This is a genomic window from Kordiimonas lipolytica (assembly GCF_001550065.1).
The window spans coordinates 81,437-107,605 of record NZ_LRUB01000006.1; the positions used below are offsets into that span (position 1 = coordinate 81,437).

At 58.4% G+C, this 26,169-nt stretch carries 24 protein-coding genes; 15 read left to right on the forward strand and 9 right to left on the reverse strand.

Annotated elements, in window-relative coordinates; all coding sequences use genetic code 11:
* The first annotated feature begins 55 nt into the window (after positions 1–55).
* From KORM41_RS03320 to rnr, 6 genes are all read left to right on the forward strand, one after another.
* The gene (locus KORM41_RS03320) at positions 56–1,060 is read left to right on the forward strand and encodes an aspartate carbamoyltransferase catalytic subunit (RefSeq protein WP_082719717.1); all 1,005 of its coding nucleotides are present in this window, start codon (positions 56–58) and stop codon (positions 1,058–1,060) included.
* Positions 1,057–2,298: a dihydroorotase gene (pyrC, locus tag KORM41_RS03325; RefSeq protein WP_068144480.1), complete on the forward strand. Its 1,242-nt coding sequence runs from the start codon at positions 1,057–1,059 to the stop codon at positions 2,296–2,298. The genes KORM41_RS03320 and pyrC overlap by 4 nt, the downstream gene beginning before the upstream one ends.
* Before the next feature lie 2 nt (positions 2,299–2,300).
* Positions 2,301–2,900 (forward strand): glycerol-3-phosphate 1-O-acyltransferase PlsY, encoded by a 600-nt coding sequence (gene plsY, locus KORM41_RS03330; protein ID WP_082719718.1) that lies wholly within the window; start codon positions 2,301–2,303, stop codon positions 2,898–2,900.
* 60 nt (positions 2,901–2,960) lie between these two features.
* The gene (dprA, locus tag KORM41_RS03335) at positions 2,961–4,124 is read left to right on the forward strand and encodes a DNA-processing protein DprA (RefSeq protein WP_197420947.1); all 1,164 of its coding nucleotides are present in this window, start codon (positions 2,961–2,963) and stop codon (positions 4,122–4,124) included.
* Between the two features lie 102 nt (positions 4,125–4,226).
* Positions 4,227–6,797 carry a type I DNA topoisomerase gene (gene topA, locus KORM41_RS03340; RefSeq protein ID WP_068144483.1) on the forward strand — a complete coding sequence of 857 codons (2,571 nt, stop codon included), beginning with the start codon at positions 4,227–4,229 and terminating at the stop codon, positions 6,795–6,797.
* A gap of 125 nt (positions 6,798–6,922) precedes the next feature.
* Positions 6,923–9,250, forward strand: a complete 2,328-nt coding sequence (gene rnr, locus KORM41_RS03345; protein WP_231727118.1) for a ribonuclease R — start codon at positions 6,923–6,925, stop codon at positions 9,248–9,250.
* A gap of 4 nt (positions 9,251–9,254) precedes the next feature.
* Here rnr and KORM41_RS03350 read toward each other — a convergent pair whose 3' ends face one another.
* Together KORM41_RS03350 and KORM41_RS03355 are read right to left on the reverse strand one after the other, a co-directional pair.
* A complete protein-coding gene (locus KORM41_RS03350) occupies positions 9,255–10,433 on the reverse strand; it encodes an MBL fold metallo-hydrolase (protein ID WP_068144485.1) in 1,179 nt (392 codons plus the stop codon).
* 198 nt (positions 10,434–10,631) lie between these two features.
* Positions 10,632–11,396 carry an Hpt domain-containing protein gene (locus tag KORM41_RS03355; protein WP_068144489.1) on the reverse strand — a complete coding sequence of 255 codons (765 nt, stop codon included), beginning with the start codon at positions 11,394–11,396 and terminating at the stop codon, positions 10,632–10,634.
* 212 nt (positions 11,397–11,608) lie between these two features.
* On the opposite strand from KORM41_RS03355, the gene rpmG reads away from it, so the two are divergent.
* A complete protein-coding gene (gene rpmG, locus KORM41_RS03360; RefSeq protein WP_068144491.1) occupies positions 11,609–11,776 on the forward strand; it encodes a 50S ribosomal protein L33 in 168 nt (55 codons plus the stop codon).
* A gap of 158 nt (positions 11,777–11,934) precedes the next feature.
* On the opposite strand, the gene KORM41_RS03365 is transcribed toward rpmG, so the two are convergent.
* Positions 11,935–13,317, reverse strand: a complete 1,383-nt coding sequence (locus tag KORM41_RS03365) for a PleD family two-component system response regulator (RefSeq protein ID WP_068144494.1) — start codon at positions 13,315–13,317, stop codon at positions 11,935–11,937.
* 6 nt (positions 13,318–13,323) lie between these two features.
* Positions 13,324–13,689, reverse strand: a complete 366-nt coding sequence (locus KORM41_RS03370; RefSeq protein ID WP_020401241.1) for a response regulator — start codon at positions 13,687–13,689, stop codon at positions 13,324–13,326.
* 219 nt (positions 13,690–13,908) lie between these two features.
* Here KORM41_RS03370 and KORM41_RS03375 point away from each other — a divergent pair, with 219 nt between their 5' ends.
* The 7 genes from KORM41_RS03375 to KORM41_RS03405 all read left to right on the forward strand — a co-directional run bounded on the left by KORM41_RS03375 (position 13,909) and on the right by KORM41_RS03405 (position 19,559).
* Positions 13,909–14,184, forward strand: coding sequence for a DUF3572 domain-containing protein (locus KORM41_RS03375; RefSeq protein WP_068144497.1), 276 nt, complete (start codon positions 13,909–13,911; stop codon positions 14,182–14,184).
* Positions 14,185–14,188: 4 nt separating this feature from the next.
* Positions 14,189–14,839, forward strand: a complete 651-nt coding sequence (locus KORM41_RS03380) for a hypothetical protein (protein WP_068144500.1) — start codon at positions 14,189–14,191, stop codon at positions 14,837–14,839.
* Positions 14,836–16,155, forward strand: coding sequence for a DNA polymerase IV (locus KORM41_RS03385; RefSeq protein WP_068144503.1), 1,320 nt, complete (start codon positions 14,836–14,838; stop codon positions 16,153–16,155). Before KORM41_RS03380 ends, KORM41_RS03385 begins: the two co-directional genes overlap by 4 nt.
* A 92-nt stretch (positions 16,156–16,247) precedes the next feature.
* Entirely contained in the window at positions 16,248–16,952 is a 705-nt protein-coding gene (locus tag KORM41_RS03390) for a GGDEF domain-containing protein (protein WP_068144506.1), read from the forward strand.
* 231 nt (positions 16,953–17,183) lie between these two features.
* Positions 17,184–17,648, forward strand: coding sequence for a RidA family protein (locus tag KORM41_RS03395; RefSeq protein ID WP_068144508.1), 465 nt, complete (start codon positions 17,184–17,186; stop codon positions 17,646–17,648).
* Position 17,649: 1 nt separating this feature from the next.
* Positions 17,650–18,408, forward strand: a complete 759-nt coding sequence (locus KORM41_RS03400) for a glycerophosphodiester phosphodiesterase family protein (RefSeq protein ID WP_068144510.1) — start codon at positions 17,650–17,652, stop codon at positions 18,406–18,408.
* 2 nt (positions 18,409–18,410) lie between these two features.
* On the forward strand, positions 18,411–19,559 hold the full coding sequence (locus KORM41_RS03405; protein WP_068144513.1) for a GNAT family N-acetyltransferase: 1,149 nt from the start codon (positions 18,411–18,413) through the stop codon (positions 19,557–19,559).
* On the opposite strand, the gene KORM41_RS03410 is transcribed toward KORM41_RS03405, so the two are convergent.
* The 3 genes from KORM41_RS03410 to clpS all read right to left on the reverse strand — a co-directional run bounded on the left by KORM41_RS03410 (position 19,556) and on the right by clpS (position 22,981).
* Positions 19,556–20,095, reverse strand: coding sequence for a GNAT family N-acetyltransferase (locus KORM41_RS03410; protein ID WP_068144516.1), 540 nt, complete (start codon positions 20,093–20,095; stop codon positions 19,556–19,558). The two genes, KORM41_RS03405 and KORM41_RS03410, sit on opposite strands and share 4 nt — an antisense overlap.
* 121 nt (positions 20,096–20,216) lie before the next feature.
* On the reverse strand, positions 20,217–22,598 hold the full coding sequence (clpA, locus tag KORM41_RS03415; protein WP_068144519.1) for an ATP-dependent Clp protease ATP-binding subunit ClpA: 2,382 nt from the start codon (positions 22,596–22,598) through the stop codon (positions 20,217–20,219).
* Between the two features lie 56 nt (positions 22,599–22,654).
* On the reverse strand, positions 22,655–22,981 hold the full coding sequence (clpS, locus tag KORM41_RS03420; protein WP_068144522.1) for an ATP-dependent Clp protease adapter ClpS: 327 nt from the start codon (positions 22,979–22,981) through the stop codon (positions 22,655–22,657).
* Positions 22,982–23,287: 306 nt separating this feature from the next.
* On the opposite strand from clpS, the gene KORM41_RS03425 reads away from it, so the two are divergent.
* Entirely contained in the window at positions 23,288–23,758 is a 471-nt protein-coding gene (locus KORM41_RS03425; protein WP_068144525.1) for a nuclear transport factor 2 family protein, read from the forward strand.
* 324 nt (positions 23,759–24,082) lie between these two features.
* On the opposite strand, the gene pgmG is transcribed toward KORM41_RS03425, so the two are convergent.
* The gene (gene pgmG / locus KORM41_RS03435) at positions 24,083–25,462 is read right to left on the reverse strand and encodes a phosphoglucomutase/phosphomannomutase PgmG (protein WP_068144531.1); all 1,380 of its coding nucleotides are present in this window, start codon (positions 25,460–25,462) and stop codon (positions 24,083–24,085) included.
* 391 nt (positions 25,463–25,853) lie between these two features.
* Positions 25,854–26,159 carry an STAS domain-containing protein gene (locus tag KORM41_RS03445; protein WP_068144538.1) on the reverse strand — a complete coding sequence of 102 codons (306 nt, stop codon included), beginning with the start codon at positions 26,157–26,159 and terminating at the stop codon, positions 25,854–25,856.
* Between the last annotated feature and the right edge of the window lie 10 nt (positions 26,160–26,169).

The following is a 26,169-nucleotide window of genomic DNA, read 5'->3' on the forward strand; positions in this document are numbered from 1 at the left end:
CTCAATGGATTAGAGACTTGCAGGGTGCAAATTTTGGGCCTATAAGGCGGGCTTAATGAGCACGCAACAGACCGACAAATCGTCCTACCCGCGCGCGGAAGTTTCTCCGCCCTCGGGTCAACTTTTCCCTCATAAACACTTGCTAGGCATCTGGAATCTTGATCCGACAGCGATCAAGCATGTCCTTGACGTGGCCGATCATTATGTCGAGCAGAACAGGCAGCGGCAGAAGTCCTCGCCCAAATGCGCGGGCCTGACGCAGATCAACCTGTTTTTCGAGAATTCGACCCGGACACTGATGAGCTTCGAGATCGCGGGCAAACGCCTTGGCATGGAAGTGACCAGCATGTCCACGGGCACAAGCTCGATCAAGAAGGGGGAAACGCTTCTGGATACGGCAGCCACACTGAATGCCATGCACCCCGATGTGCTGGTGATGCGGCACGCAGACAGTGGCGCGGTAAAGCTTCTGTCGGAAAAAATGGATTGCGCTGTGATTAACGCGGGCGACGGCCGGGCAGAACATCCGACACAGGCGCTTCTTGACGCGCTGACGATCCGCCGCCGCAAAGGCAAGCTGCATGGCCAGACAATCGTGATTTCAGGCGATGTGGCGCACAGTCGGGTTGCCCGCTCCAACATTTACCTCTTGAATGCCATGGGCGCGCGGGTTCGCCTGGTGGCACCGCCAACGCTGCTGCCCAAGGACGTAGACCGCCTGGGCGTGGAAGTTTCCCACCGCATGGACGAAGGCCTTGAAGGCGCGGATGTGGTGATGATGCTTCGCCTGCAGCAGGAACGCATGCAAGGTGCCTTCCTGCCCAGCCTTCGGGAATATTACCGCTTCTGGGGCCTGACGCGCGACACGCTCAAATACGCCAAGGAAGATGTGCTGGTGATGCACCCCGGTCCGATGAACCGCGGCGTGGAGATCGCCTCTGATGTCGCCGACGACCTGGACCGCTCCGCGATCGAAGAACAAGTGGAAATGGGCGTGGCTGTCCGCATGGCCTGCCTTGATATCCTGACACGAGGCTTGCGCGGGGAGGACGCGGCATGATTTCAGCATTCACAAACGCCCGCCTCATTGACCCGGCAAGCGGCCTGGACACCAAAGGCACGCTGATCGTCAACAACGGCAAGATCGCCGATTTCGGCCCCGATATTAAGGTGCCGGACGACGCAACGGTTACAGACTGCAAAGGTCGCGTGCTTTGCCCCGGCCTTATCGACATGCGCGCCCATTCGGTTGACGCCGACGCAGCGCTGGCTGGCGGCATCACGACCGTGATCCTGCAGCCGGACCAGACGACGATGATCGACAGCGATCCGGTGGTGGAGCGCATTCGCAGGCGCGCTGAAGACACGCACACCGTCAATGTCTACCCCATGGGCGCGGCAACGCGCGGTATGGAAGGCAAGGAACTGGCCGAAATCGGCCAGATGAAAGCCTCAGGCGCCGTTGCCTTTACCGATTGCCGCAAGCCGGTGTCAGACAGCCAGGTCATGCGCCGCCTGATGGAATATGCCAGCTACTTCGGTGCTGTTATCGTGCAGTTCCCACAGGACAAGGGCCTGGCGAACGGTGGCATCGCCCATGAAGGCGAAATCGCGACACGGCTTGGGTTTGCTGGCATCCCGGCAATGGCGGAAGTGATCCAGATCGAACGCGATGCACGCCTCAGTGAAATGACGGGTACACCCATCCACTTTGCGCTGATATCAAGTCGCGAAGGCGTGGAAGCCATTCGCGCCGCCAAGGCGCGGGGCGTGAAAGTAACTTGTTCCACTGCACCTCACTATCTGCACCTCAACGACAATGCCATGGAAGGCTACCGCACGTTTGCGAAGGTCAGCCCTCCCCTCAGGTCCGAAGAAGACCGTCTGGCGCTGATCGCAGGACTTGCAGATGGCACCATCGATACGCTGGTGAGCGACCATGACCCGAAAAGCGAAGATGTGAAGCGCCTGCCCTTTGGCCAGGCCGCAGCAGGCATCGTGGGCTTCGAAACGCTCCTCGCGCTTGCGCTCGCGCCCGTGCACGCAGGCAAGGTTGATCTTGTCACCATGCTAAAGGCGCTCACAGCTACTCCAGCAGACCTTCTGGGCGTCCCTGGCGGCAAGCTGGAATCTGGCGCGCCAGCAGACCTGGTGATCTTCGATCCGGAGAAGCCATGGCGCATCGACCGCGAGGCTTTCCGTGCAAGCGCCAAGAACACACCGTTTGACACGCTGCCCGTTCAGGGGCAGGTTTGGCAGACGATCGTGGGCGGCAAGACGCTCTTTAGCGGAGAATAGCGATGACTTTCTCGGGGGAGATGGGGCTGGTACTGGCCCTGAGCTATCTATTGGGTTCTGTGCCCTTCGGCCTTCTGTTTACCAAAATGGCAGGCCTGGGCGACATCCGAAACGTGGGGTCAGGCAACATTGGCGCCACCAACGTGCTCCGGACAGGCCGCAAGGACTTGGCGCTCGCAACCCTCATCATGGACGCAGGTAAAGGCGCCATCGCGGTTCTGTTGACCCGCTATCTGGTTGACCCGGCCCTCGCCCCGCTTGCCGGTGCTGCCGCCTTTATTGGCCACTGTTTCCCACTATATCTCAAGTTCAAAGGCGGCAAAGGTGTTGCCACCTTCTTCGGCACTATCTTCGCCATCAACCTGCTTCTGGGGCTCGCCTGTGGCGTGACCTGGCTGCTGGCCGCCGCCATTTTCCGCTTCTCCAGCCTTTCGGCCCTGATCGCCTCGCTTCTGGCGCCGGCCATCAGCTACTATATCGTAGGCCCGGACAGCTGGATTTTCATCGCCTTCATGACGCTCGTGATCTATATCCGCCACAAGGAAAACATCGCCAGGCTAATGCGTGGCGAAGAGCCCAAAATCGGCAAGAAGAACAAATAAAAGCGCGCAATCCCGCCACCAATGATTGACTTTGGCGCACATGGGCGGCACTCTGCCACCATGAACAAAACGGAAACAGAAAAGCCCCTGACAGATGCGGAAAAGCTGGCGCAGCTGCGCCTCATCCGCACGGAAGGCATTGGGCCCGTTACGTTCAAAGGGCTTCTCGCGCGCTTCGGCAATGCCATTGAAGCACTTGAAGGCGCGGTTGAGCTGGCAAAGAAAAATGGCCGCAAGAAGCCGCTTGTGCCGCCAACGGCGACAGCCGCGGAAAGTGAACTTGAGCGCATTGAGCGCGCTGGCGGTCATGCCCTGTTCCTGAGAGACGCGCACTATCCTGCCCAGCTCGCTGCCCTTGAGGACGCACCGCCCGTTTTGTTCGCCATGGGCAGGCTGGAGCTTTTGAACACCCGCGGCGTTGGCATCGTGGGTGCCCGCAATGCCAGCGTTTCCGGCCTGAAGCTCACGCGCACGCTCGCGGGCGCACTGGCGGACGCGGGCATTACGGTCACATCCGGTCTCGCCCGCGGGATCGACACAGCAGCGCACCAGGCGGCCATCGAGCACGCCACCATTGCCTGCGTGGCGGGCGGGCTGGACATCTTCTACCCGCCCGAAAACGAAGCCCTTCAGCGCCAGATCGCAGAAAACGGGCTTCTGGTCTCTGAAATGCCAATGGGCACACGCCCGCAGGCCAGGCATTTTCCGCGCCGAAACCGGCTGATCTCCGGGCTTTCTGTGGGTGTCCTCGTGGTTGAAGCCGCGCTTAAATCCGGTTCGCTGATCACGGCGCGTTTCGCGCTTGAACAGGGGCGCGACGTATTCGCGATCCCCGGTTCACCGCTGGACCCGCGCGCCAAGGGCGGCAACCGGCTTATCAAAGACGGCGCCATTCTGGTGGAAAATGCGGATGACATCCTGAATGAGCTTCCGGCTGTCGTGGATTATGGGCACACACCGCGCCCCCATAGTGCCCCAAATAGTGCTCTTGGGGCACAAAAGGGCACACCCATAGGGCCCATTTCCCCTGCCCCAAGCCGTGACGCACCATCGGCCCCAGGTGATCTGCTTGGCTTACTTTCGAGTACACCCATCCATATGGATGAAGTGGTTCGCCAATCCGGGGCCAGTGCCGAGGCGGTTATGGCCGCCTTCCTGGAACTGGAACTGGCGGGTGAAATCACCCGTCATTCGGGCGGCCGGGTTAGCCGAAATTACCCCTGAATTGAACAAGGCCATTGCAATCAACGCCGCTTCGAACTAGGTGAGAGCAAAGACAAAGCGCTATAGCGCACCATTATTATAATGTAAGGAACGGGCTGACGTATGAACGTCGTTATCGTGGAATCGCCGGCAAAGGCAAAAACCATCAACAAGTATCTTGGTAAGGATTACAAGGTCTTAGCCAGTTTTGGCCACGTCCGTGACCTGCCTGCCAAAGACGGTTCGGTAAAGCCTGACGAAGATTTCGCGATGGACTGGGTGGTCGACCGCGATTCGAACAAGCGCCTGACCGAGATCGCCAACGCCGTAAAAGGCGCTGACAAACTGTATCTCGCGACTGACCCCGACCGCGAAGGGGAAGCCATCAGCTGGCACGTGCTGGAAGTCTTGAACAAGAAGAAGGCGCTGAAGGACGTTGCCGTGAAGCGCGTGGTCTTCAACGAGATCACCAAATCCGCGATCCTGAAGGCCATGGCCGAGCCGCGCGATCTGGATGATGAGCTGGTGCATGCCTACCTCGCCCGCCGCGCGCTGGATTATCTTGTGGGCTTTACCCTGTCGCCAGTGCTGTGGCGCAAGCTGCCGGGCGCCCGGTCTGCTGGCCGCGTGCAGTCTGTGGCACTGCGCCTGATTTGCGAGCGCGAGAACGAGATCGAAAAATTCGTGCCCCAGGAATACTGGAGCGTGGAAGCAGGCGTCAAAGGCGACGCGGGCAAGAGCTTCATGAGCCGCCTGTTCGCCATGAACGGCGACAAGCTGAAGAAATACGACCTGAACAATGAAGTGGACGCAAAAGCCGCCGCCGCGCTGATCGAGCGCACGCCGCTGAAAGTATCAGCAGTGGAGCGCAAGCCAGCTCGCCGCCACCCACAACCGCCCTTCACCACCTCAACCCTGCAGCAGGAAGCCGCGCGGAAGCTTGGTTTCCCGGCCCAGCGCACCATGCGTGTGGCGCAGAGCCTTTATGAAGGCAAGCCGATTGATGGTGAGGTGACAGGCCTGATCACCTACATGCGTACAGACGGCGTGACAATCGCGCAGGAAGCCCTGAACGCCACCCGCGGCGTGATTGAAAGCCGCTACGGCGACAAATATCTGCCGGACAGCCCGCGCGTCTACAAGACCAAGGCCAAGAACGCCCAGGAAGCGCACGAGGCGATCCGCCCTACCGACCCAATGCGCACACCAAACGAGGTGTCGCACGCGCTGGACGCGGACGAGAAGAAGCTTTACGAGCTGATCTGGCGCCGGACCATCGCAAGCCAGATGGAAAGCGCGGTTGCGGAACGCACCACGGTAACCATCATGAACGCCGACCAATCGGCCGAGCTGCGCGCCACCGGCACTATCATCCAGTTTGACGGCTTCCTGTCCGTTTACCAGGAAGGCAAGGACGACGAAGGCGACGAGGACGAAACCCGCCTGCCAATGATCAAGGAAGGCGAAGTGCTGACCCTTGAAGGCGTTGAGCCCAAACAGCATTTCACCGACGCACCGCCACGCTTCACGGAAGCAAGCCTGGTGAAGCGCATGGAAGAGCTGGGCATCGGTCGCCCGTCCACATACGCATCGATCCTGTCGGTGCTGCGCGACCGCAGCTATGTGCATATGGAGCGCAACCGCTTCATCCCGGACGACAAGGGCCGCCTGGTCACCGCCTTCCTGGAGAAATTCTTCACCCGCTATGTGGAATATGATTTCACAGCGAACCTTGAAGAGCAGCTTGACCATATCTCTGCCGGGGAAGAGGACTGGAAGAAGGTTCTCGCCGATTTCTGGCATGCCTTCAAGCCCAAGACGGAAGAGATCATCGGTGTCCGCAACTCTGTTGTGATTGATGCGCTGGATGAATTCCTGGAGCATATGATGTTCCCGGATGCGTCCACGAACCCGGATGCGCGCAAGTGCCCGAAATGTGAAGACGGCCGCCTGGGCCTGAAAACCAGCCGCTATGGCGCCTTTATTGGCTGTTCCAACTATCCGGAATGCGGCTACACCCGCCAGTTCGGCAACAAGGGCGATGACGGCGAAGGCAATTCCGACGAACCTACCACGCTGGGCGACGACCCAGAGACCGGTGAACCGATTTCCATCCGCACCGGGCGGTTCGGCCCCTATATCCAGGTGGGTGAAGCCGTGAAGGGCGAAAAGCCCAAGCGCGCCAGCATCCCGAAGGATGTGGACCAAGGCGATATCGATCTTGAAAAGGCGCTCGCGCTTCTCTCCCTCCCGCGTGAGATTGGTGCGCACCCTGAGGACGGCAAGCCTATCACCAGCGCCATCGGCCGCTATGGCCCCTATGTGGCCCATGACGGCACCTATGCCAAGCTGCAGTCTTCTGAAGAAGTCTTCACCGTAGGCCTCAATCGCGCGGTTTCCCTGGTTGCTGACGCCAAAGCCAAGAAAGGCGGCGGCAAGACGGTACTGAAGGAACTGGGCGAGCACCCTGATGACGGCGATGCAGTTCGCGTTCTTGATGGCCGCTATGGCCCTTACGTCAATCACAAGCGCACCAACGCCACGCTGCCGAAAGGCACAGAGCCCGAGAGCGTGACGCTTGAACAGGCGCTTGAATGGCTTGCCGCCAAGGCCAAGAAACCGGCAAAGAAGAAAGCAGCTGCCAAGAAGGCCCCGGCCAAGAAAAAGGCTGCGCCGAAGAAGAAGGCCTCCTAACCTGTTCCTGTCATTCCGGCGAAGGCCGGAATCTTTTAGACGCAAAAGCTTTGCCTGACAAAGATTCCGGATCGCGCTACGCTTGTCCGGAATGACAACGACATTTCCCCGAAAGGACACCGCCCTTGGCGCGTAAACCAGAGCCCGGCCAGATACCAACCAAAGACGAAATCATGGAGTTCATCCGCGATTTCGAGGGCGGCAAAGTCACCAAACGCGATATCGCCCGCGCCTTCGGCGTCAAAGGGCCGGACAAGGTGCATCTGAAAAAGGCGCTTCGGGAACTGTCGGAAGACGGCATCCTGACGAAAGACACTGGGCATGCGCTCAGACCCGCAGACCGGCTGCCCGGTGTTCAGGTAGTGGAGTTCGCAGGGCTGAACAAGCACGGAGAAGTGCTTGTAAAACCGGTAAATTTCGAAGGCGGCGGCGAGATGCCGACCATTTTCCTGAAGGAAAAGAAGCGCGGTCGCGGTAAAGGTGGCCCTGCCCTTGGCCCTGGCGACCGGGCCCTGGTTCGCCTGACGCACATCAAGGATGAGCCGCCAGTTTACAAAGCCAGCATACTCAAGGTGCTGAAGCCTGCGCCGCGCGCGCTTATGGGCATTTTCCACGGTAATGAGAACGGTGGCCGCATCCACCCGATCGACAAGAAGAACCGGGACGAATATTGGGTGGACCGCGATGACACGGGCGGCGCCAAGGACGGCGAGCTTGTACTGGCGGACCCGGTTCAATCGCGCCGCGGTTCTGGCCCCAAGCGCGCCCGCGTGAAAGAACGCCTGGACGATATCTCGAGCGCCAAGGCGATCAGCATGATCGCCATCCACGCGCACGATATCCCATATGAATTCCCGGAAGATGTGATCAAGGAAGCCGAAGCCGCCCAGCCCGTGGGGCTTGGCAAGCGCGCGGACCTGCGCGACATTCCGCTGATCACCATCGACCCGGCCGACGCCCGCGACCATGACGACGCCATCTGGGCAGAGGCAGACCCCGACGTAGAGAACAAAGGCGGCTGGCACGCCATCGTGGCCATCGCAGACGTTGCCCACTATGTGAAGCCGGAAAGCAAGCTGGACCGCGAGGCCTTGAAGCGCGGCAACAGCTGCTATTTCCCGGACCGCGTGGTACCCATGCTGCCGGAAGCGCTGTCGGCGGACCTTTGCAGCCTGATGCCGGGCGTGGAGCGCGCCTGCATGGCAGTTCACATGTGGTTTGACGCACAGGGGCGTAAGATAAGGCACAAGTTCGTGCGCGGCCTGATGAAGAGCGCTGCGAACGTAAGCTACACAGATGCCCAGGCCGCTATCGATGGCACCCCGAATGAGCTGACAGAACCACTGCTGGAGCCTGTCCTGAAGCCGCTGTGGGGCACTTTCAAGGCCATCATGGAGGCGCGCAGTAAGCGCGAACCGCTGGACCTGGACCTGCCGGAGCGCCGGGTGGAAATCAACGACGAAGGCCATGTAACCGGCATTACGCTGAGGGACCGTTTTGACGCCCACCGTGTGGTCGAGGAATTCATGATCTCCGCCAACGTGTGCGCGGCAGAAGAAATGGAAAAGCACCACCTGCCCACCATGTACCGCGTGCATGAAGAGCCGCCGATGGACAAGCTTGAAAGCCTGCGCGACTTCCTGGCCACCATGGACCTGAACCTGGCCAAGGGCACGGTGATGATGCCGCGGCTTTTCAACGGTATCCTGCACAAGGTGAAAGACACCCCGCAGGAGCATCTGGTAAATGAGGTGGTCCTGCGGTCCCAGACACAGGCCTACTATGGCCCGGACAACATGGGACACTTCGGCCTTGCCCTGCCCCGCTATGCCCACTTCACATCGCCGATCCGCCGCTATGCCGACCTGATCGTGCATCGCGGGCTTATCCGCGCGCTGAAGCTCGGCAAAGACGGCATGACGGACCTTGAAGTTGAGGAACTGGGCGCCATCGGTGAACAGATTTCAAATACCGAACGCCGGGCCATGGCCGCCGAACGCGACAGCACAGACCGCTATCTGGCGAACTATCTGTCTGACCATGTTGGCGAAGAATTCGTTGGCCGAATCACCGGCGTGACACGCTTTGGCCTGTTCGTCAGCCTGGAGCCATCAGGCGGTGACGGCCTGATCCCGATATCCGAGATCGGCGCCGACTTTTACACGCTGGACGAAGCCCATCACCGGCTGGTGGGCGAACGGCACGGTGAGGTGTTCAAGCTGGGTGACCGGGTTGAGGTAAAGCTTGAGGAAGCCAACAAATTCACCGGCGGGCTGCGGCTTTCGCTGGTGGGTGAAGGCAACCTGCCTGATTTTGTTGAGAAAGGCGGCAACCGCGCAGCCAAGCTTAGCCGCCGTCACGACCGGCCAAAAGGCGCCAAGGGCGGCAAGCCCCGGCGGCGCAGCGGCGCCAGCAAACCGGGAAAACCCGGCACCAGCCGCCGCAAGCGCTAACTTCCTACTCCTGCCTCAACCAGCGGCCCGCCGGTATCCGGCGGGTCAAATGGCTTTCGCCCAGCTCCGGGCGTGCAGCGATGACCGTGCCCTGACCGTCCCGCTCAAACACAAGCTTCTCTCCCTCCTGCGCACCGGCAAAGATGAAGTCCGTTTCAGACACAGGCTTCAGCCTTTCCTTGAACCGGCCAAGGGATTGGGCGAACAGCATGCCGCCGTCTGCATAAACCTCAAACGACAAGCCCTCCGGGCCATGATAGGTGCCAGTGAAGGCTTGCCTGTCAGCGTCTGACATTGGGTGCTCGGGGATAAATTCCGTCGTCAGCGTGGGCAAAATGTCATAGCCATGCAGGCCCTCAAAGCGGTCATAGCTCGTCGGGAAATTTTCGCGGACAATCCGGTTCAATGCCTCATCTGCGATCATCTCAGCCACAGGCACACCGGTGCGATAGAGCTCGCCGATACGGTCCACGAACGCTTGCCTGATCTTCTTTTCATGCAAGAGACTGTCCCGGCCATATGCCACTTGCCCACCGAAGCTGCCGGGCACGATGATGGTGTCATCATCACTTTCCGCCAGCACACGATCCAAGCCATCAAAATATCCCTTCAGGCCATTTGGCCCCATGACGCCGAACCAGTCAGGCCGGAAGCTGTCTGCCACGAAAGTCACATTAGCCTTTTCAAGGCGGATGTTCACATGCGGGAAAGAATGGCCGCCGCTTCTGTATGCCGTGATCGTGTCGCCGCCAAAGCGCAAGGTGATGCTGTCCTTGAAAAGGATATCATGGAAAACAGGCTCATAATCCCGGTTTCGCGGGGCATAAAGCACATCTTCCTGCGCGATGACCATCGCGCCCCTCTCGGCAAAATACTCATTGCCCAGGACGTTATAGAAATCCCAGTTGCTGTTGATGACATATTTCACCGGCTTGTCAGAAAGCGTTTTCAGCGTGGCCTCAAGGGCCTCGGAGTCGTTCGCCATCATCGAATTGATCAACAGCAGGCCGTCATCACCCACGACAACCCCCATATTGTTGCCGCTAACGTCATCCCACATGCGGGTCAGCACAAAGACATTGTCGCGAATTTGATGAACCGCGAACGGGCTGTCGCCTTCGGCTGACGCCCCTCTTCCAAACACAAACAGAGATATCACCAGTAACACACGCAGAAAAACCATAAGCCCCCCAAAGAAAAACTGCCATGTGGTCAAGGCATCTATTGGAAAACCCACCTAAGCGCCTGAAACACAATGGAAATACATACGCGCAAACGCGCACCAGACAGGACATGCCCGATGGCGGTGCTGCCGTCCAATAACAGATTAATGCTATAAGATAACAAAACCGTTATCTGGATCAGATGGCAGATTTACGGATTAGAGAATACCCAGCTTCATGAACACATCCGCCACGTCATCGGCAAAGTTCGCGCCCTTCCGAAGCACAGGCACATCGGCCGGCAGGTCGGTGTATTTTTCTTTCTGGCTGGTGGCAATGAGCGCCACCGGAATATCGCGCGTGCTTGGCATGGCCTTCAAGGCACACGCCAGATCAATGCCGGAAAGCTCCGGCATTACGCGGGAAACGATCACGGCATCAGGCCGCATGGATGGGATCAGCTGGATGGCATCCATGGTGGAGGCCACATTGATCATGCGGTAACCGCATTCCAGAAGCTCGCGGGTAACGATCTTGGTCGCGGTTCCCGGCTCCATCACCAGCATCACTTCGATATCCGTGACAGAGACATCCTTCACATCAAAGCCGCCTTTGTTCGGCAGCTTGCGCATCATCTGCGAAACGTCGATTTCCCGGTTTTGGATAAAGGCCTCAAGGCATTCGGCCATGCGGTCGGCGTAAAAAAGGATATCCTTGCACGACTCAGGCGTCAGCGCCTTCATGTTGAAGAAATAGTCTTCAAACCGGTGGCACATGACTTTCAGCGACTTCATCTCAAAGCTTTGAGCGACAGACTTCAGCGAATGCGCCTCAAGCCGGATGGCCGCCAGTGCATCACCGCCTTGAATGATACCCGCCTGGAAATCCTGAACCGCCTCCGTGAGGTTTCTCAGACGGTCTTCGACGGTGTCGATGGCTTCGGTACGGAGTTCTTCAAGAAGATCATTATTTACGGTGGACATAAACTGGCCTCTGTCTCTTTTGCTTGTCACCCTTTTGGCACAGAAAAGGTTACCCGAGCGTTAGCATTTTCAATAAGTTTTGCAAGGCGCGTCAAAAATAATGTAAATTCCTCCAAACAGCGCTTGACTTATAGCCCCGTGTGAGTATTTTGCGCCCTCAACGTGGTCGTACTCAAAGCGGCCTGGAACAATGTTTTCTTGGAGTTAAAAAGATGGCAAAGCCGTCCAGCATCAAGATCAAGCTGCTTAGCACTGCGGACACTGGCTACTTTTACGTAACCAAAAAGAATCCGCGGACACTGACCGAGAAAATGGTCCTGCGCAAGTATGACCCGGTTGTTCGCAAGCACGTAGAATTCAAGGAAGCTAAGATCAAGTAATCTTGGTTTTCGAATTGATCTTAAAAGCGCCGCGCCCCACCATAGGCCGCGGCGTTTTTTATTGTCTGCGCTTCTTGTCCTCGCCTGCCCAACAAAAAAGGCCGGAGCATAGCCCCGGCGCACTGTGTCTTCCTGTGTCTTCCGTTACTGCATTCGGATCAGGACCGGTTGGCCTCTGCGATGATCACCTGGTTGCGGCCGTTTTCCTTGGCCTCATAGAGCGCCTTGTCGGCGGCTTCCAAAAGCGCGGCCGGGGTTTGCCCTTCGGTGCTGGTAGCCACACCAATTGAAACACTGATCGTCAGCGGGCCGTCTGCGGCGCCCACATCAAACGGGTTGTCAAAGACTTCCTGGCGCAAGCGGTCCCCGATCATGAAAGCCCAGTCGGTCGGCGTCTCGGGCATCATCACCACGAATTCCTCACCGCCGTAGCGCGCGGCCAAATCCACGCCGCGGATATTCTTGCCGATCCGGTTGGCGAATTCCTTCAGCACCAGATCGCCCACAGCGTGCCCGTAGGTATCGTTCACCTTCTTGAAGTGGTCGATATCCATCATCAGCACAGATAGCGCCTTATCGGACTTCTGCGCCGCCTGCAGGCGGGTCTCTAAGTGGCTGGTCAGATAGTGACGGTTATAAAGGCCGGTCACCGCGTCTGTCGTCGCCAACTGCATCGACAGGTGGAAGTTTTCCCAAAGCTTGTCGGCATAACGCTTGCGCTTCAGCTGTGTCTTGACGCGCGCCAGGAACTCCATCCGGTCAACCGGGCGGACCACATAGTCGTTCACGCCCATCTCTAGGGCACGCACCAGCAGTTTCGTGTTGCCGTCATCCACCATCACCAGAATCGGCACATGGCGCGTTTCCTCGAAACTGCGCAGTTTGGAGCAAACCCGAAGGCCGTCCGTGTTGCGCATGGTCAGCGAAACGATAATCAGGTCGAAATTCTTTTCGCGCGCCCGCTCGGCCGCGTCTTCGCCGCCAGCCATGAACGTCAGCTCGCCCACGCCTTCAAGCGCACGGGCGATACGCTCCATCACCCGTTCCTGCTCATCCACGATCAGGATGGAGCCATCTGTAGGCACGTCCATTTCAAGCGTGGGCTCTTCTTCGTTTTCCCAGCCAAGGCTGGCACCCGTGGCTTCACGGTTCCGAAGTTCGTCCATCATCACCTTGAGGCGCACCAGCGAGCGGACACGGGCAAACAGCGCCAAATCCTGCACGGGTTTGGTCAGGAAATCATCAGCCCCGGCTTCAAGCCCAGCCACCCGGTCAGAGGGCTGGTCAAGCGCGGTCACCATAACCACGGGAATATGGGCGGTTGCGGGGTCTGCCTTGATCCGGCGGCAAACCTCAAAACCGTCCATGCCCGGCATCATCACGTCCAGAAGGATAATATCAGGATGCTCGCGACTGATCACATCCAGAGCCTCCGGGCCGCTGAATGCTGTCAGTACGTCAAAATATTCGCTTGTAAGCTTGGCTTCGAGAAGCTTGACGTTCGGCGGAACGTCGTCAACCACCAGCACCCGCGCTGTCATCGCACTCTATCCTACGAACTGTTTTACGGTTTCGAGGAAGTGTCCCACCGAAATAGGCTTTGCGATATAGGCCTCGCAGCCGCCTTCTCTGATCTTTTCCTCGTCGCCTTTCATGGCAAATGCGGTAACGGCGACCACCGGAATTTTCCGCAGGTCTTCGTCTTCCTTCAGCCATTTGGTCACTTCAAGACCGGAGACTTCCGGCAACTGGATGTCCATCAGAATCAAGTCGGGGTTATGTTCACGCGCCAGATCAAGCGCGGCCATACCGTCACGTGTCTGGATCGTCTCATAATCGTGAGCTTCCAAAAGATCGCAAAACAACTTCATGTTCAGTTCGTTGTCTTCGACTATCAGGATCTTTTTACCCATACGGTTCCCCTGGCCCCTCCACAAGGCGCTTTGGTTCATTACCCAACCTTTTCGATAATAGTCGTGCTTTCGACAAAAAGACAAGCCCGTCAAGGGATTAAAATAAATTTTTCCTTGAAAAGCGCATGCCTGTGCCAAAAAAGTCATTCCACTGGCGGGTGGAATTTGGGACAATGGCATCAGGCTAAACAAAAACATACCGCTAGCGAGGCATTTTCCATGACCCCCGACATCGCCCAGACCGTTGCGCTCCAGAGCGCGGCCTTCATCTTTCAGGAAGATGAAATCCGCGACCGCTTCATGGCGCTCTCGGGTGTGGATGTGGACGATATCCGCGCCCGTATCCAAGACCCGGCTTTCCTGGCGTCCGTCCTTGAGTTCCTGGTGAATTTCGAGCCGGACCTGATGGCCTGTGCGGAAACGCTGGGGGAAAAGCCCGAAACGCTGGTAACCGCATGGCGCGCGCTGGGCGGCGGCGAAGGCCAGGACTGGTAGCGCCATGACAAGTGTTTCAGACCTCATTGCCACCATCGACCCCGGGCGCCCTCTTTTGCTGCTGGACGCAGACGAAGTGCTGCTCAGGTTCGTCGAGCGGCTGGAACAGTATCTGGCCACCCAAGGGGCGGAACTGAGGCTTTCAAGCTTCCAGCTAAGCGGCAATATCTTTCACAGAGGCAGCGAGACTCCGGTCCCGCCTGAACATGTGCGCGACCATATCGCCGGCTTTTTCGATGCCTGTGTCGACGATGTACCGCTGGTGGACGGCGCGCGGGATGCGCTCGACGGCCTGCGCGAGGTCTACCAGATTGCGATTCTCTCTAACGTGCCCAGCCGCTGCCGCGACCGCCGCGAAGCCAGCCTGAAGGCCCAAGGCCTGGATTATCCGGTGATCGCCAACAAGGGCGAAAAGGGACCGGGGGCAAGAACTCTCGCGGATGCTGTATCCGCCCATACCGTGTTCATCGATGACCTGCCGCCCCAGCACACGTCTGTGGCAGCCCACGCGCCGGAAATTCACAGGGTGCATTTCATCGGCGACCCGCGCCTCGCGAAACTTATCGGCAAGGCACCAGACGCCCATGTCCGCTTCAATGACTGGCCAACCCTTGGCGATCACCTGCATGCGCTGGCCCAGGGGCAGCGACCATGACCCAGACAGCCGCGACACAGGCGGGTTCATCCCGCCCTAGCCTGTGTCGGGTATGCCTGCATGAATATGACGGTGGCAAAATATGCCCCAAGTGCGACAGACCAAGGACAATTTCGCATCCGGAACTTTTTAGCCTGACCATCGCACACATTGATTGCGACGCCTTTTATGCCTCTATTGAGAAGCGCGACAACCCGGAACTGGCGTCAAAACCTGTGATGATCGGCGGCGAGCACAGGGGCGTGGTTTCCACCTGTTGCTATATCGCGCGCATGAGCGGGGTCAGGTCCGCCATGCCGATGTATAAGGCGCGGAAGCTATGCCCGGACGCCGTGATCCTGAAGCCGCGCATGAGCCACTATCAGGCAGTCGGCCGTCAGGTGCGGGACATGATGCGTGACCTGACCCCGCTTGTGGAACCGCTGTCGATCGACGAAGCCTTTCTCGACCTCACAGGCACAGAGCGGCTGCACAAGGCCTCTCCCGCCAAGCTCCTCGCCAAATTCGCGCTGGATGTGGAACGAGAGGTGGGGATCACTGTCTCTGTCGGGCTGGCCGCCAACAAGTTCCTGGCTAAACTGGCGTCTGACATGGACAAGCCGCGGGGCTTCACTGTGATTGGTGAAAGCGACAAGCAAGCCGTGCTTGCCTCGCTGCCGATCACGCGCATCTATGGCATCGGCGCAAAATCAGCAAGAACCTTGGAAAAAGATGGGCTGACCCAGATCAGCCAGTTGCAGGAGATGGAAGAAAGTACCCTCATGCGCCGGTACGGCGAGACCGGACAACGGCTCTACCGCCTGTCCCGCGGCATTGATAATCGCCGGGTCAGCCCCGTGTCTGAAACCAAGAGCGTTTCAAGCGAACGCACGCTCGATAAAGACCTGGCGGACTATGACGCGCTTGAAGAAAAGCTCTGGCCTCTATGCGAAGCCGTGTCTGCAGACCTGAAGCGCAAGGACCTGGCGGGCATCACCATCACGCTCAAGCTCAAGACAAGCATGCACCGCATCATCACCCGCTCGCGCACTATCTCCGGCGCCACGCAACTGGCGGGCACAATCTTCGAGATCGGCCAGCAACTCCTGAAGCCGCTCGCGGATGGCACGCCCTACCGCCTGATCGGCATCGGCGTCAGCCATTTCAGGCCGCTCGCTGAGGCCGACCAGCCGGACCTGATTGAGCCCGCGCGCACCAAACGCCAGACGGCTGAAAAGGCCATGGACGCCCTACGCGGCAAATTTGGCACGGCAGCCATCATGAAGGGACGCTCCAAGGTCCCGGCAAAAGATGCCCCCTCCCCAAGAAAGAAATAATAAATTCATATATTTCAGAACCTTATCACAGCCCCTTCAGTGGCACAGGTCTTGCTAGTCTTTTCCCGAGCAACCAATGTTTGGAGAGACGCATGATCGAGCAGTCCAAAAACAAGCTGAACGACAAGGCCGAGATCAACCCCTATGTCAGCAACCTCGCGAGCAAGCTGATGCAGACCGCGGCTAATGCTGAAATGAAATTCGACAGCGCAGGCTGGCAGTTGATTACAGAAGTGTTGAGCTTCGCAGCCGCCGCCGAGCAACGCATGTCGGAGCAACAGGAACGGATTTCCTTCCTTGAGCAGCTATCCGTCACTGACGAACTGACCGGCATTCCGAACCGGCGCGGCCTCAGAACTGCCCTTGGCCAGACGCTGGCATCCGCCGGCCGCCACGGCGAAGAAGGCGTGCTGGGCTTTATCGACCTGGACGGTTTCAAGCATATCAATGACGTTCACGGCCACATGGCTGGCGACGCCGTGCTTCGCTTCGTTGCCAAGGCCCTGAAGCAGCATGTTCGGCCGTCAGACACCGTGGCGCGCATCGCGGGTGACGAATTTGCTGTCATTCTGAAGCGCTGCTCTGCCGCGCAGGGGATGAAGCGCCTTCAGACACTGCAAAAGGAAATCAACGCCGGCAAGGTACGCTACGGCGGTGCCACCATTCCGGTGCGGTGCTCCATCGGTGTTCAGGCGTTTGACGGCACCACCGACCCTGCCGTGCTGATCGAAGCGGCGGACCAGGCCATGTACCACGACAAACAGACGCGCAAGGGCGCGCATCTGAAGTCGGCGTAGGGTATCAGGAAGACTGTCACAGCGCGATTGCAGGTCGTCACTCGCCGTTTGCGAAGCTGGCGGTACGCCACCTGATCGGCGAGTCCATCACAGCAAACGCAGACGGAGAAGTGGATTCGCCGGTCAGGCCGGCGAATGACGCTTTTGGGGCCTTCAAGGCCCTTTTTTTATGCCCAACCGTTTGCTATAAGGGCTTAACTTCCTTAGGTTTTCTAGAGTTTGGACACCCCAATGAGCATTGAAGCACGCCTGAAAGACCTCGGCATCGACCTGCCAACTCCCGTTGCCCCCGTGGCCAACTATGTCCCCTTTGTCAGAAGCGGTAACCTGGTCAGCATTTCCGGCCAAATCCCCATGCAGGACGGCAAGCTTGCCTTTGAAGGCAAGGTCGGGAACGGGGTTTCCGAGGACGACGCCAAGGCCGCAGCCCGCCTGTGCGCCATCAACCTGATCGCCCAGATGAAAGCAGCCTGCGACGGCGACCTGGACCGCGTGGACCGCGTAGTAAAGCTTGGCGGCTTTGTGAACTGTGTCGATGGCTTCGGCGGCCAGCCGCAGATCATCAATGCGGCAAGCGACCTGATGGTTGACGTATTTGGCGACGCAGGACGCCACAGCCGGTCTGCAGTAGGCGTGAACGCCCTGCCCCTGAATGTGCCGGTGGAAATCGACGCGCTCGTTGAAATCAAGGACTGATATGGCAAACGGCAAGACAGCAGCCCGCGAATTTCCATGGCTGACAGAAAAAGACGTCGCCCACCGGGGCCTGCATAAGCCAGGCACAGTGGCGGAGGAAAACACCATCGCTGCAGTCTCTGACGCGGTGCATGCGGGCTATGGCGTTGAAATCGACGTACGCGCCACCGCAGACGATATTGTCGTTGTATTTCATGATGATACACTTGAACGCATGACAGACGGCCAAGGGGCCGTTGGCATGTGGGGCTTCCAGCAGCTGAAGAAATTCACTGTGGGTAAAAGCGGCAAGCCGATCCCAAGCCTGCCGGATGTAATGGATGCGATCGACGGCCAAGTGCCACTTTTTATCGAGATCAAATCCCATCCTAAAATGGACATCCAGAAACTGTGTGCCGGCGTTCGCCACTCCTTTGAAGGCTATCAGGGGCCGGTGGCCGTGATGTCATTCGACCCGCGAATCGTACTGTGGTTCAAAACCTATATGCCGAAATACGCCCGCGGCCTGGTCGTTGGCCGTGAAGTGCTGCTGGGTGTCAGAAAGCGTCTCGGGCTTCAGCTGGCTGTCCATAAATGCAAGCCTGACTTCCTGGCCTGCGACATCAACCTGCTGCCCAACACCTATTGCACCAAATGGCGCGAAAAGGGCAAGCCGCTCCTGACCTGGACAGTAAGGGACAAACAGCTCGAGGCCGTTGGCCGCCAGCATGCCGACGCCCTGATCTTTGAAGCCCCTGCCGTGGTGGGCGAGGACTTTTAGGCATGCCGGACGGCAGCCAAATCAAGGCGTCCTTCGCAAATTCCATCAGTGATATCGGGCGCGAAGCATGGGATGCCTGCGCCGGGCACAGCAACCCTTTCATAGGATTCGATTTCCTTCAGGCGCTTGAGGAAAGCGGCTGCGCCTCGGCGGACACTGGCTGGCAACCGTTCCATGCCCGGATCGACCTTGATGGTATGGATCGCCCGTTGGCCGTGATGCCGCTTTATATGAAAAGCCATTCCTATGGCGAATATGTGTTCGACCATGCTTGGGCCCAGGCCTATGAACGGGCGGGCGGCCAATATTACCCGAAGCTGCAATCTTCCGTGCCCTTTGTGCCTGCCACCGGTCCGCGCCTGCTGTCCCGCGCGGATGATATGGGGCGCATATCCCTTCTTGAAGCCGCGCAGGGCCTGACGGACCAGCTGGGGCTTTCCTCCCTGCACCTGACGTTCCTGCCCGAAGACGAAGCACAGCTCGCGGGTGCGAACGGCTATCTGATCAGGAACGATCAGCAATTCCACTGGCGCAACCGGGACTTCCGGGATTTTGAAGATTTCCTTGAAGCCCTGTCGTCAAGGAAACGCAAGCAGATCAGGAAAGAACGCCGCACGGTTGCGGATAGCGGTATCCAGATCGAGCTGCTGACAGGCGGCGACATCCAGGAGCATCACTGGGACCATTTCTATCGCTGCTACATCGATACCGGCGCGCGCAAATGGGGCCAGCCCTATCTGAACCGCGAGTTCTTCTCGCTCATTGGCGAGCGCATGGCGGACCGCATCCTGCTGGTGCACTGCAGCCTTGATGGCCGCCCGGTTGCCTCCGCGCTCAATTTCATTGGTGGGAACACGCTTTACGGCCGTCACTGGGGCTGCGTGGAAGACCACGCCTGCCTGCATTTCGAAGCCTGCTACTACCAAGCCATTGAGTTCGCCATCAACCGCGGCCTGACGTTTGTTGAGGCAGGTGCCCAGGGCCCGCACAAGCTGGCGCGCGGCTATGAGCCCGTGAAGACCTACAGCGCGCATTATCTGCGCGACCCCGGCTTTCACCGCGCCGTTGCTCAGTATCTGGCCGAGGAACGCGAGGCGGTCGCAGGCGACATCGCCTATTATGGCGAACACTCGCCGTTCAGGAAGGATTAGCGCATATCCTCCGCTCCAATGCGGTAGAGGACGTGCGGACGGATGGGGTGGCCCTCTTCGATCATCGGGTGGTCGAAATCACCTCCCTGATCCCGCGTCATGCCGATCTTTTCCATCACCCGCATGGACGGGCCGTTTACTTTGGCGGTGAAGGCCACCACTTCAGGCGCCTGCAGTTTGGAAAATGCAAAGGCCAGGCACGCCCGCGCACCTTCAGGGGCCAGCCCCTGCCCCCATGCATTTGCTGCCAGCCGCCAGCCGATCTCGATGCCGTCACCGATGCCGTAATAGTCCGGCACGTCCTGAATGCCGATAAAGCCGATGAACTGGCCACTATCGCGCTTTTCAGTGGCCCAGAAGCAATAGCCGACTTCCGCCTGCGCCTTCATCTGGCGGTCAATCGTGGCGTCGCTTTGTGCGCGGGTTTGCACGCTGGGGAAATAGCGCATCACATCCGCGTCGGCGTTCAAGGCTGCGAAGGGTTCACGGTCTTCCTCTCGCCACGGGCGCAGGATCAGGCGGTCGGTCACAAGCACGGCATTTCCCCAAATAGTGCATGAAAAGGGCGCGGGTTATAGCGCGGGCAGACACAGTGATCAAGAAAAAAGCCAGCAACCGCGGGGCTACTGGCTTTTGTGTATCTGGGCTTGATGGCCGCTATTTCACTGGCACCGGCGGCTTGCCTTCCTTGCGGGTTGCTGGCACGCCGGATTTGGCTTTCTTTTTCTTCGGTGCCTTAGGCTTGGCGGCAGGCGGGGCATGCGGTGTGATCTCGAAGGCGATTTCCTTGTCTTTCACCTTCACAACCACTTCGCCGCCCTTGGCGAGCTTGCCGAACAGCAGTTCGTCCGCCAGCGGCGTCTTGATATGCTCCTGGATCACGCGGGCGAGCGGGCGGGCGCCATAGTGGCGGTCATACCCCTTGTCAGAAAGCCAAGCCTTGGCTTCTTCCGTGAGGCTGATCTCGACATTCCGCTCCGCAAGCTGAAGCTCCAGCTGCAGTACGAATTTCTCAACCACGCGGGATACCACCTCAGGCGGCAGGAAGTCGAACGCGATGGTGGCGTCCAGACGGTTCCTGAATTCGGGGCTGAACATCTTCTTGATCGCGTCGTCGGAGGCTGTCTCGTCCGTTTCGCGGCCGAAACCGATCGCGGATTTCGAAAGCTCTGCCGCGCCCGCGTTCGTGGTCATGATCAGGATCACATTGCGGAAATCGATCTTCTTGCCGTTATGGTCTGTGAGCGTGCCGTTATCCATAACCTGCAGAAGCACGTTAAAGAGGTCCGGGTGCGCTTTTTCGATCTCGTCCAGAAGGAGCACACAGTGCGGGTGCTGGTCAACCGCGTCGGTCAGCAGACCGCCCTGGTCAAAGCCCACATAGCCCGGAGGCGCGCCGATCAGGCGGCTGATCGAATGGCGTTCCATATATTCGGACATATCGAAGCGGTGCAGTTCCACACCCAAAAGGCTGGACAGCTGGCGCGCAACCTCGGTCTTGCCCACGCCGGTGGGGCCAGAGAAGAGATAAGAGCCGATCGGCTTGTTGGGTTCGCGAAGTCCCGCGCGCGACAGCTTGATCGACGCAGACAGGGCCTCGATCGCCTTGTCCTGGCCGAATACCACACGCTTCAGGTCTTTTTGCAGCGTTTCCATCACGCGGCTTTCGTCGCGCGATACGGATTTGGGCGGGATGCGCGCGATCTTGGCGACCACGGCTTCCACATCCTTCACGCCAACGGTTTTCTTGCGCTTTGATGGCGGCAGCAGCATCTGGGCCGCGCCGGTTTCATCGATCACGTCGATGGCCTTATCCGGCAGTTTGCGGTCACTGATATAGCGGTCCGACAGCTCAACAGCCGTCTTGATGGCTTCCGCCGTGAAACGCACCTGGTGGTGGTCCTCGAAATAAGGCTTCAGGCCCTTAAGGATCTTGATCGTGTCCTCAACCGTTGGCTCGTTCACATCGATCTTTTGGAACCGGCGCAGAAGCGCGCGGTCTTTTTCAAAGTGGCTGCGGAATTCCTTATAGGTGGTGGAGCCCATGCAGCGGATCGAGCCGCTTGCCAGCGCAGGCTTCAGAAGGTTCGAGGCATCCATGGCGCCGCCAGATGTGGCCCCTGCCCCGATCACCGTGTGAATTTCGTCAATGAACAGGACCGAGCCTTCAGTGGCCTCAAGTTCCTTCACCACCGCCTTGAGGCGTTCTTCAAAGTCACCGCGGTAGCGCGTGCCGGCCAGAAGCGCGCCCATATCCAGCGCGAAGATGGTGGCGCCTTCAAGCACTTCAGGCACATCATGCTCGACAATGCGGCGCGCAAGGCCTTCCGCGATGGCGGTTTTGCCCACGCCCGGGTCACCCACCAGCAGCGGGTTGTTCTTGGACCGTCGGCACAGGATCTGGACCGCGCGCTCAAGCTCGGCATCGCGGCCGATGAGCGGGTCGATCTTGCCGTCGCGGGCTTTCTGGTTCAGGTCCACGCAGTAAGCCGCAAGGGCTGTATCGGCTTTCTCGGCCTTTGCTGCGGGCTCTGCCTGCACGGTTTCTTCTTCGTCCTCAGCCGCACCACGCACCCGGCGTTCTTCACCGAACTCGGGCACCTTGGCAATGCCGTGGGAAATATAGCTGACAGCATCAAGGCGCGTCATGTCCTGGCTTTGCAGGAAGTAGACAGCGTGGCTTTCCCGCTCGGAGAACAGGGCAACCAGAAGGTTCGCACCGGTCATTTCCTCGCGGCCAGAGCTTTGGACGTGAAGGAGCGCCCGCTGCACCACGCGCTGGAAGCCTGCCGTTGGCGTGGCCTCAAGCCCGTCGGAATCAACTTTCAGGTTTTCCATGTCGTCATCGAGATACTCGATGATCTGGCCCCTAAGCACGTCGATATCCACGTCGCAGGCCTTCAGGACCGCAACAGCTTCAGGATCGTCCAGAAGCGCCAGAAGGAGATGCTCAAGCGTGGCATACTCGTGGCTACGCTCGTTTGCTTCCTTGAGCGCTCTGTGAAGGGTCTCTTCAAGATGTGGGGAAAAACTGGGCACTCTTTTTATCCTTCAGCTGTCGGCACCATTTGATAAAGCAAACGGCGCGGGGGAACTCATTCTTTCTCAAGCGTACATTGTAGCGGGTGGTCATTCTGGCGCGCGAAACTAAGCACTTGATTTACCTTGGTTTCGGCAACCTCATAGGTGAATACGCCACACACGCCCACACCCTTCTGGTGAACATGCAGCATGACCTCGGTTGCTTCCTCGATCGTCATGCGGAAAAAGCGTTGCAGTATGTGCACCACAAATTCCATTGGGGTGTAATCGTCATTCAGAAGCAGGACTTTATACATGGACGGCTTTTTGGTTTTGGCCTCTGTCCGGGTCAATACACCCGTGTCGCCACCGTCATTTCCGTCTTTACGCTTGTCAGGCATCGGTCCTCCGTCAATCCATACCTACATAATGTAGTATATCTGACGCCCACTACAAATACTCCGTCGGTACTTTTTTCGTCACCATTAAGTGATGAACGATTTTGGACCCGGTTGTATTCCCTTCAGCGTGGGGCAAAAGGGTAAAGATGCGGTGAAAAAAAGCGACTTTGTTGTTAAGAAGTTGGCAAAGAATGTGACACCTTCCCCATCTGCCGCGTACCAGGGTCTACCCGTCGCAGAAGTCTTCGTCCAGACCGGCCGGACGCTATTGTGGCTTCAAGACTAATCCGATGGGGACATGACACGATGAAAACCAAAACTTTTGCCTACCTTACGGGTAGCGCCCTCGCCCTTATTGCAGCCTCAACCGCACATGCTGGCGACGAAGCCCAGCACGCGCTTGAGGCGGCAAACCTTGAGAAAGCTATCTATTGCATGGACCTGCTGGAAAACAAGCTGGACGTGGACAAGGCAGCAGACGAATGTTTTGGCGACCCCTATATCCAGCACCACCCGCGGCTCGAGGACGGGCGGGATTCCCTGATCGCGCTGTTTCGCGCGCGGGCCAAGCGGTATCCTGAGTATTCCGCCCGCATCGTGCGTTCAGCCGCCAGCGGTGACCTTGTGTGGCTGCATATGCACGTGAAGCGCTCGCCAGAGGAACGTGGCGGCGCCGTGGTGAACATTTTCCGCATGAAAGACGGCAAGATGGTGGAACACTGGGGCGTGGCCATGCCGGTGCCGGAGACATCCAAAAACGACAACGGCATGTTTTAGTTGCGAAGTTCTATGAGTATGGACTCGAAATCTAAATCTACGTTTTAAGCAATAGCGCTCTGACGACTATTCATATTTTATTTCTCGGTGCGGCCAATAGCGCATTGTGCATTGGTTCAGGCACTTCACTTAGGGGATAACAGCCATTTGCCTTGATAGATTCTAGTAAACTATCGTCAAAGAATGGCGGCCTCAGCCACACTCCGATATCAGGGTAGACCTCATGAATAGCCTTCTTTGAAGGCGCTATAAGGTATGTCCAAATTCCGCCCATCCCATAGTCATAGCCTACGAAGTATTCTTTCATGATGCGTCACTGCCACATTAAAGGTCGCTTGGCGCGTCGACACCGGAGGCCTTAAGGGCTTCGACGAGAGCATGCTTGAGGCGGGCGAGGCCTGCCTCAGTGGATGCCTCGCAGCGTGCGACCAGCACAGCCTGCGTGTTCGAGGCGCGGAGGAGCCACCAACCGTCTGATGTTTGCACCCGCACGCCGTCAACGGTGGACATATCAGCGCCTGCTTCTTCAAGCCGGGCCTTCACTTCCCTGACCACGTCGAACTTGCGCACGTCGTCACAGTCAAACCGCAGTTCCGGCGTGTTGATGGCGGCCGGCAGGCCGTCCTTGAGCGCGGCCAGATCGCCCCCCTGCTTGGTGATGGCATTCAGGAACCGGATCCCGGCATAAAGCGCGTCATCATGGCCGTAGAATTTATGCTTGTAGAAAATATGGCCTGACATTTCGCCCGCGAGCGGCGCGTTCAGCTCAACCATCTTGTCCTTGATCAGGCTGTGGCCGGTTTTCCACATCACGGGCTCACCGCCGAGCTCCTTGATGCGGTCAAACAGCGCCTGGCTGGCCTTGACGTCCGCGATGATCGGCGCGCCCGGCACTTCCCTCAAGAGGTCACCCGCCATGATGGCCAGCATCTGGTCACCCCACACCACGCGACCGTGGGCGTCGATGGCGCCGATGCGGTCACCGTCACCGTCGAAACTAAGGCCCATGTCTGCGCCGTGTTTTGCAACAGCAGCCTTGAGCTGTTCAAGGTTGGCTTCCACAGTCGGGTCCGCATGATGGTTCGGGAAAGTGCCGTCCACTTCCGCGTTGATCACGATATGCTTGCCCGGCAGGCGCTTCACCAGCGCCTCGACCGCAGGGCCGAGCGAGCCATTGGCTGGGTCCCACACAATGGTGAAGGCCTTCATGTCCACATCACGCATCAGGCGGTCGATATAGCGGTCGAACACGTCCTCTTCCCGGATGCTGCCTTCACCCACCTCATAGTCGCCCGCATTCGCGGTTTTGCCGATGGCCTGGATGGCCTCGCCGAAGCAGGGCTTCTTGCCCATCATCATCTTGAAGCCGTTATAGTTGGCCGGATTGTGGGAGCCGGTGATCATGATGCCGCCGTCTGTATCGAGCTCGAACACGCTGAAATAAAGCATCGGCGTGCCCGCGAGGCCGATGTTGATCACCTCAAGGCCGGTGGATGCCAGCCCCGCCATCAGGTTTTCCGCCATCTTCGGGGAGGACACCCGACCGTCATAGCCCACACACACGCGGCTGCCGCCAGCGCGTTTCACATGCGTGCCATATGCCTGCCCAAGCGCTTTCGCGTCTTCATAATGCAGCGTCTCGTCAACGATGCCGCGGACATCATATTCGCGCAAAACGGTGTGATGGAAAGAGTGGCCTGCCATGAAAATACCTTTGGATAAATGGAGAAATTTTGACCAAAGTGTCAGCGGCGGCGCTTGCCGTCAATATGGAAATCCTGCGATATCGTTTCGGGTGGGCTGCGCGGCAACCTGCCGCATTTAACGGTTTTTAAACGCCGCTATAGTAAAAGCACATTTGCACGAAGGGGCCGATAGCCAATGGAAGGGGCTGTCATGACCCAAAAATTGAAATGCGGCGACACCGAATGGTGCGACCAGTGCGCCCAAAAGCAGGAAACTGTGGGGGGCCCAGAGCACCTGACAATGAATGCTCTCGGCCGGTGTGACTTCTATCGCAGCAAAAATGAACAGGGGCGCCCAAACCCCATAGGTTCAGACGCCCCGATAAATACCTAGAAAGCCTCAGCCGCCCTTAAACGAAGGGAATCAAGGCGTGGAACTGAGAAATTTTCATGATGTCGGCCACGTGGCCGCTCGTGGGGGCCTTCATCGCGATGCTTTTGCCTTCCTTTTCTGCGATCGCTTTGGCGCGCAGCAGCAGGCCAAGCCCCGCTGAATCAAGGAATTCAAGCGGCGTAATGTCGAGCAGCCATTCAGCGCCGGACTCTTCCGCCAAATCCTTTAGCATGACCCTGAAGGTGCCCTGGTCATCAAAGGTCAGGCGCCCGCTCATGGCAATTGTTGTCTTGTTGCCGGATGTGGTGATCTTATGGTCCATTTCCTAGCCT

Coding starts and splice junctions, on each gene's coding strand:
- KORM41_RS03320 (WP_082719717.1), top strand. CDS start 56: ATGAGCACGCAACAGACCGACAAATCGTCCTACCCGCGCGCGGAAGTT.
- pyrC (WP_068144480.1), top strand. CDS start 1,057: ATGATTTCAGCATTCACAAACGCCCGCCTCATTGACCCGGCAAGCGGC.
- plsY (WP_082719718.1), top strand. CDS start 2,301: ATGACTTTCTCGGGGGAGATGGGGCTGGTACTGGCCCTGAGCTATCTA.
- dprA (WP_197420947.1), top strand. CDS start 2,961: ATGAACAAAACGGAAACAGAAAAGCCCCTGACAGATGCGGAAAAGCTG.
- topA (WP_068144483.1), top strand. CDS start 4,227: ATGAACGTCGTTATCGTGGAATCGCCGGCAAAGGCAAAAACCATCAAC.
- KORM41_RS03350 (WP_068144485.1), bottom strand. CDS start 10,433: ATGGTTTTTCTGCGTGTGTTACTGGTGATATCTCTGTTTGTGTTTGGA.
- KORM41_RS03355 (WP_068144489.1), bottom strand. CDS start 11,396: ATGTCCACCGTAAATAATGATCTTCTTGAAGAACTCCGTACCGAAGCC.
- rpmG (WP_068144491.1), top strand. CDS start 11,609: ATGGCAAAGCCGTCCAGCATCAAGATCAAGCTGCTTAGCACTGCGGAC.
- KORM41_RS03365 (WP_068144494.1), bottom strand. CDS start 13,317: ATGACAGCGCGGGTGCTGGTGGTTGACGACGTTCCGCCGAACGTCAAG.
- KORM41_RS03370 (WP_020401241.1), bottom strand. CDS start 13,689: ATGGGTAAAAAGATCCTGATAGTCGAAGACAACGAACTGAACATGAAG.
- KORM41_RS03375 (WP_068144497.1), top strand. CDS start 13,909: ATGACCCCCGACATCGCCCAGACCGTTGCGCTCCAGAGCGCGGCCTTC.
- KORM41_RS03380 (WP_068144500.1), top strand. CDS start 14,189: ATGACAAGTGTTTCAGACCTCATTGCCACCATCGACCCCGGGCGCCCT.
- KORM41_RS03385 (WP_068144503.1), top strand. CDS start 14,836: ATGACCCAGACAGCCGCGACACAGGCGGGTTCATCCCGCCCTAGCCTG.
- KORM41_RS03390 (WP_068144506.1), top strand. CDS start 16,248: ATGATCGAGCAGTCCAAAAACAAGCTGAACGACAAGGCCGAGATCAAC.
- KORM41_RS03395 (WP_068144508.1), top strand. CDS start 17,184: ATGAGCATTGAAGCACGCCTGAAAGACCTCGGCATCGACCTGCCAACT.
- KORM41_RS03400 (WP_068144510.1), top strand. CDS start 17,650: ATGGCAAACGGCAAGACAGCAGCCCGCGAATTTCCATGGCTGACAGAA.
- KORM41_RS03405 (WP_068144513.1), top strand. CDS start 18,411: ATGCCGGACGGCAGCCAAATCAAGGCGTCCTTCGCAAATTCCATCAGT.
- clpS (WP_068144522.1), bottom strand. CDS start 22,981: ATGCCTGACAAGCGTAAAGACGGAAATGACGGTGGCGACACGGGTGTA.
- KORM41_RS03425 (WP_068144525.1), top strand. CDS start 23,288: ATGAAAACCAAAACTTTTGCCTACCTTACGGGTAGCGCCCTCGCCCTT.
- pgmG (WP_068144531.1), bottom strand. CDS start 25,462: ATGGCAGGCCACTCTTTCCATCACACCGTTTTGCGCGAATATGATGTC.
- KORM41_RS03445 (WP_068144538.1), bottom strand. CDS start 26,159: ATGGACCATAAGATCACCACATCCGGCAACAAGACAACAATTGCCATG.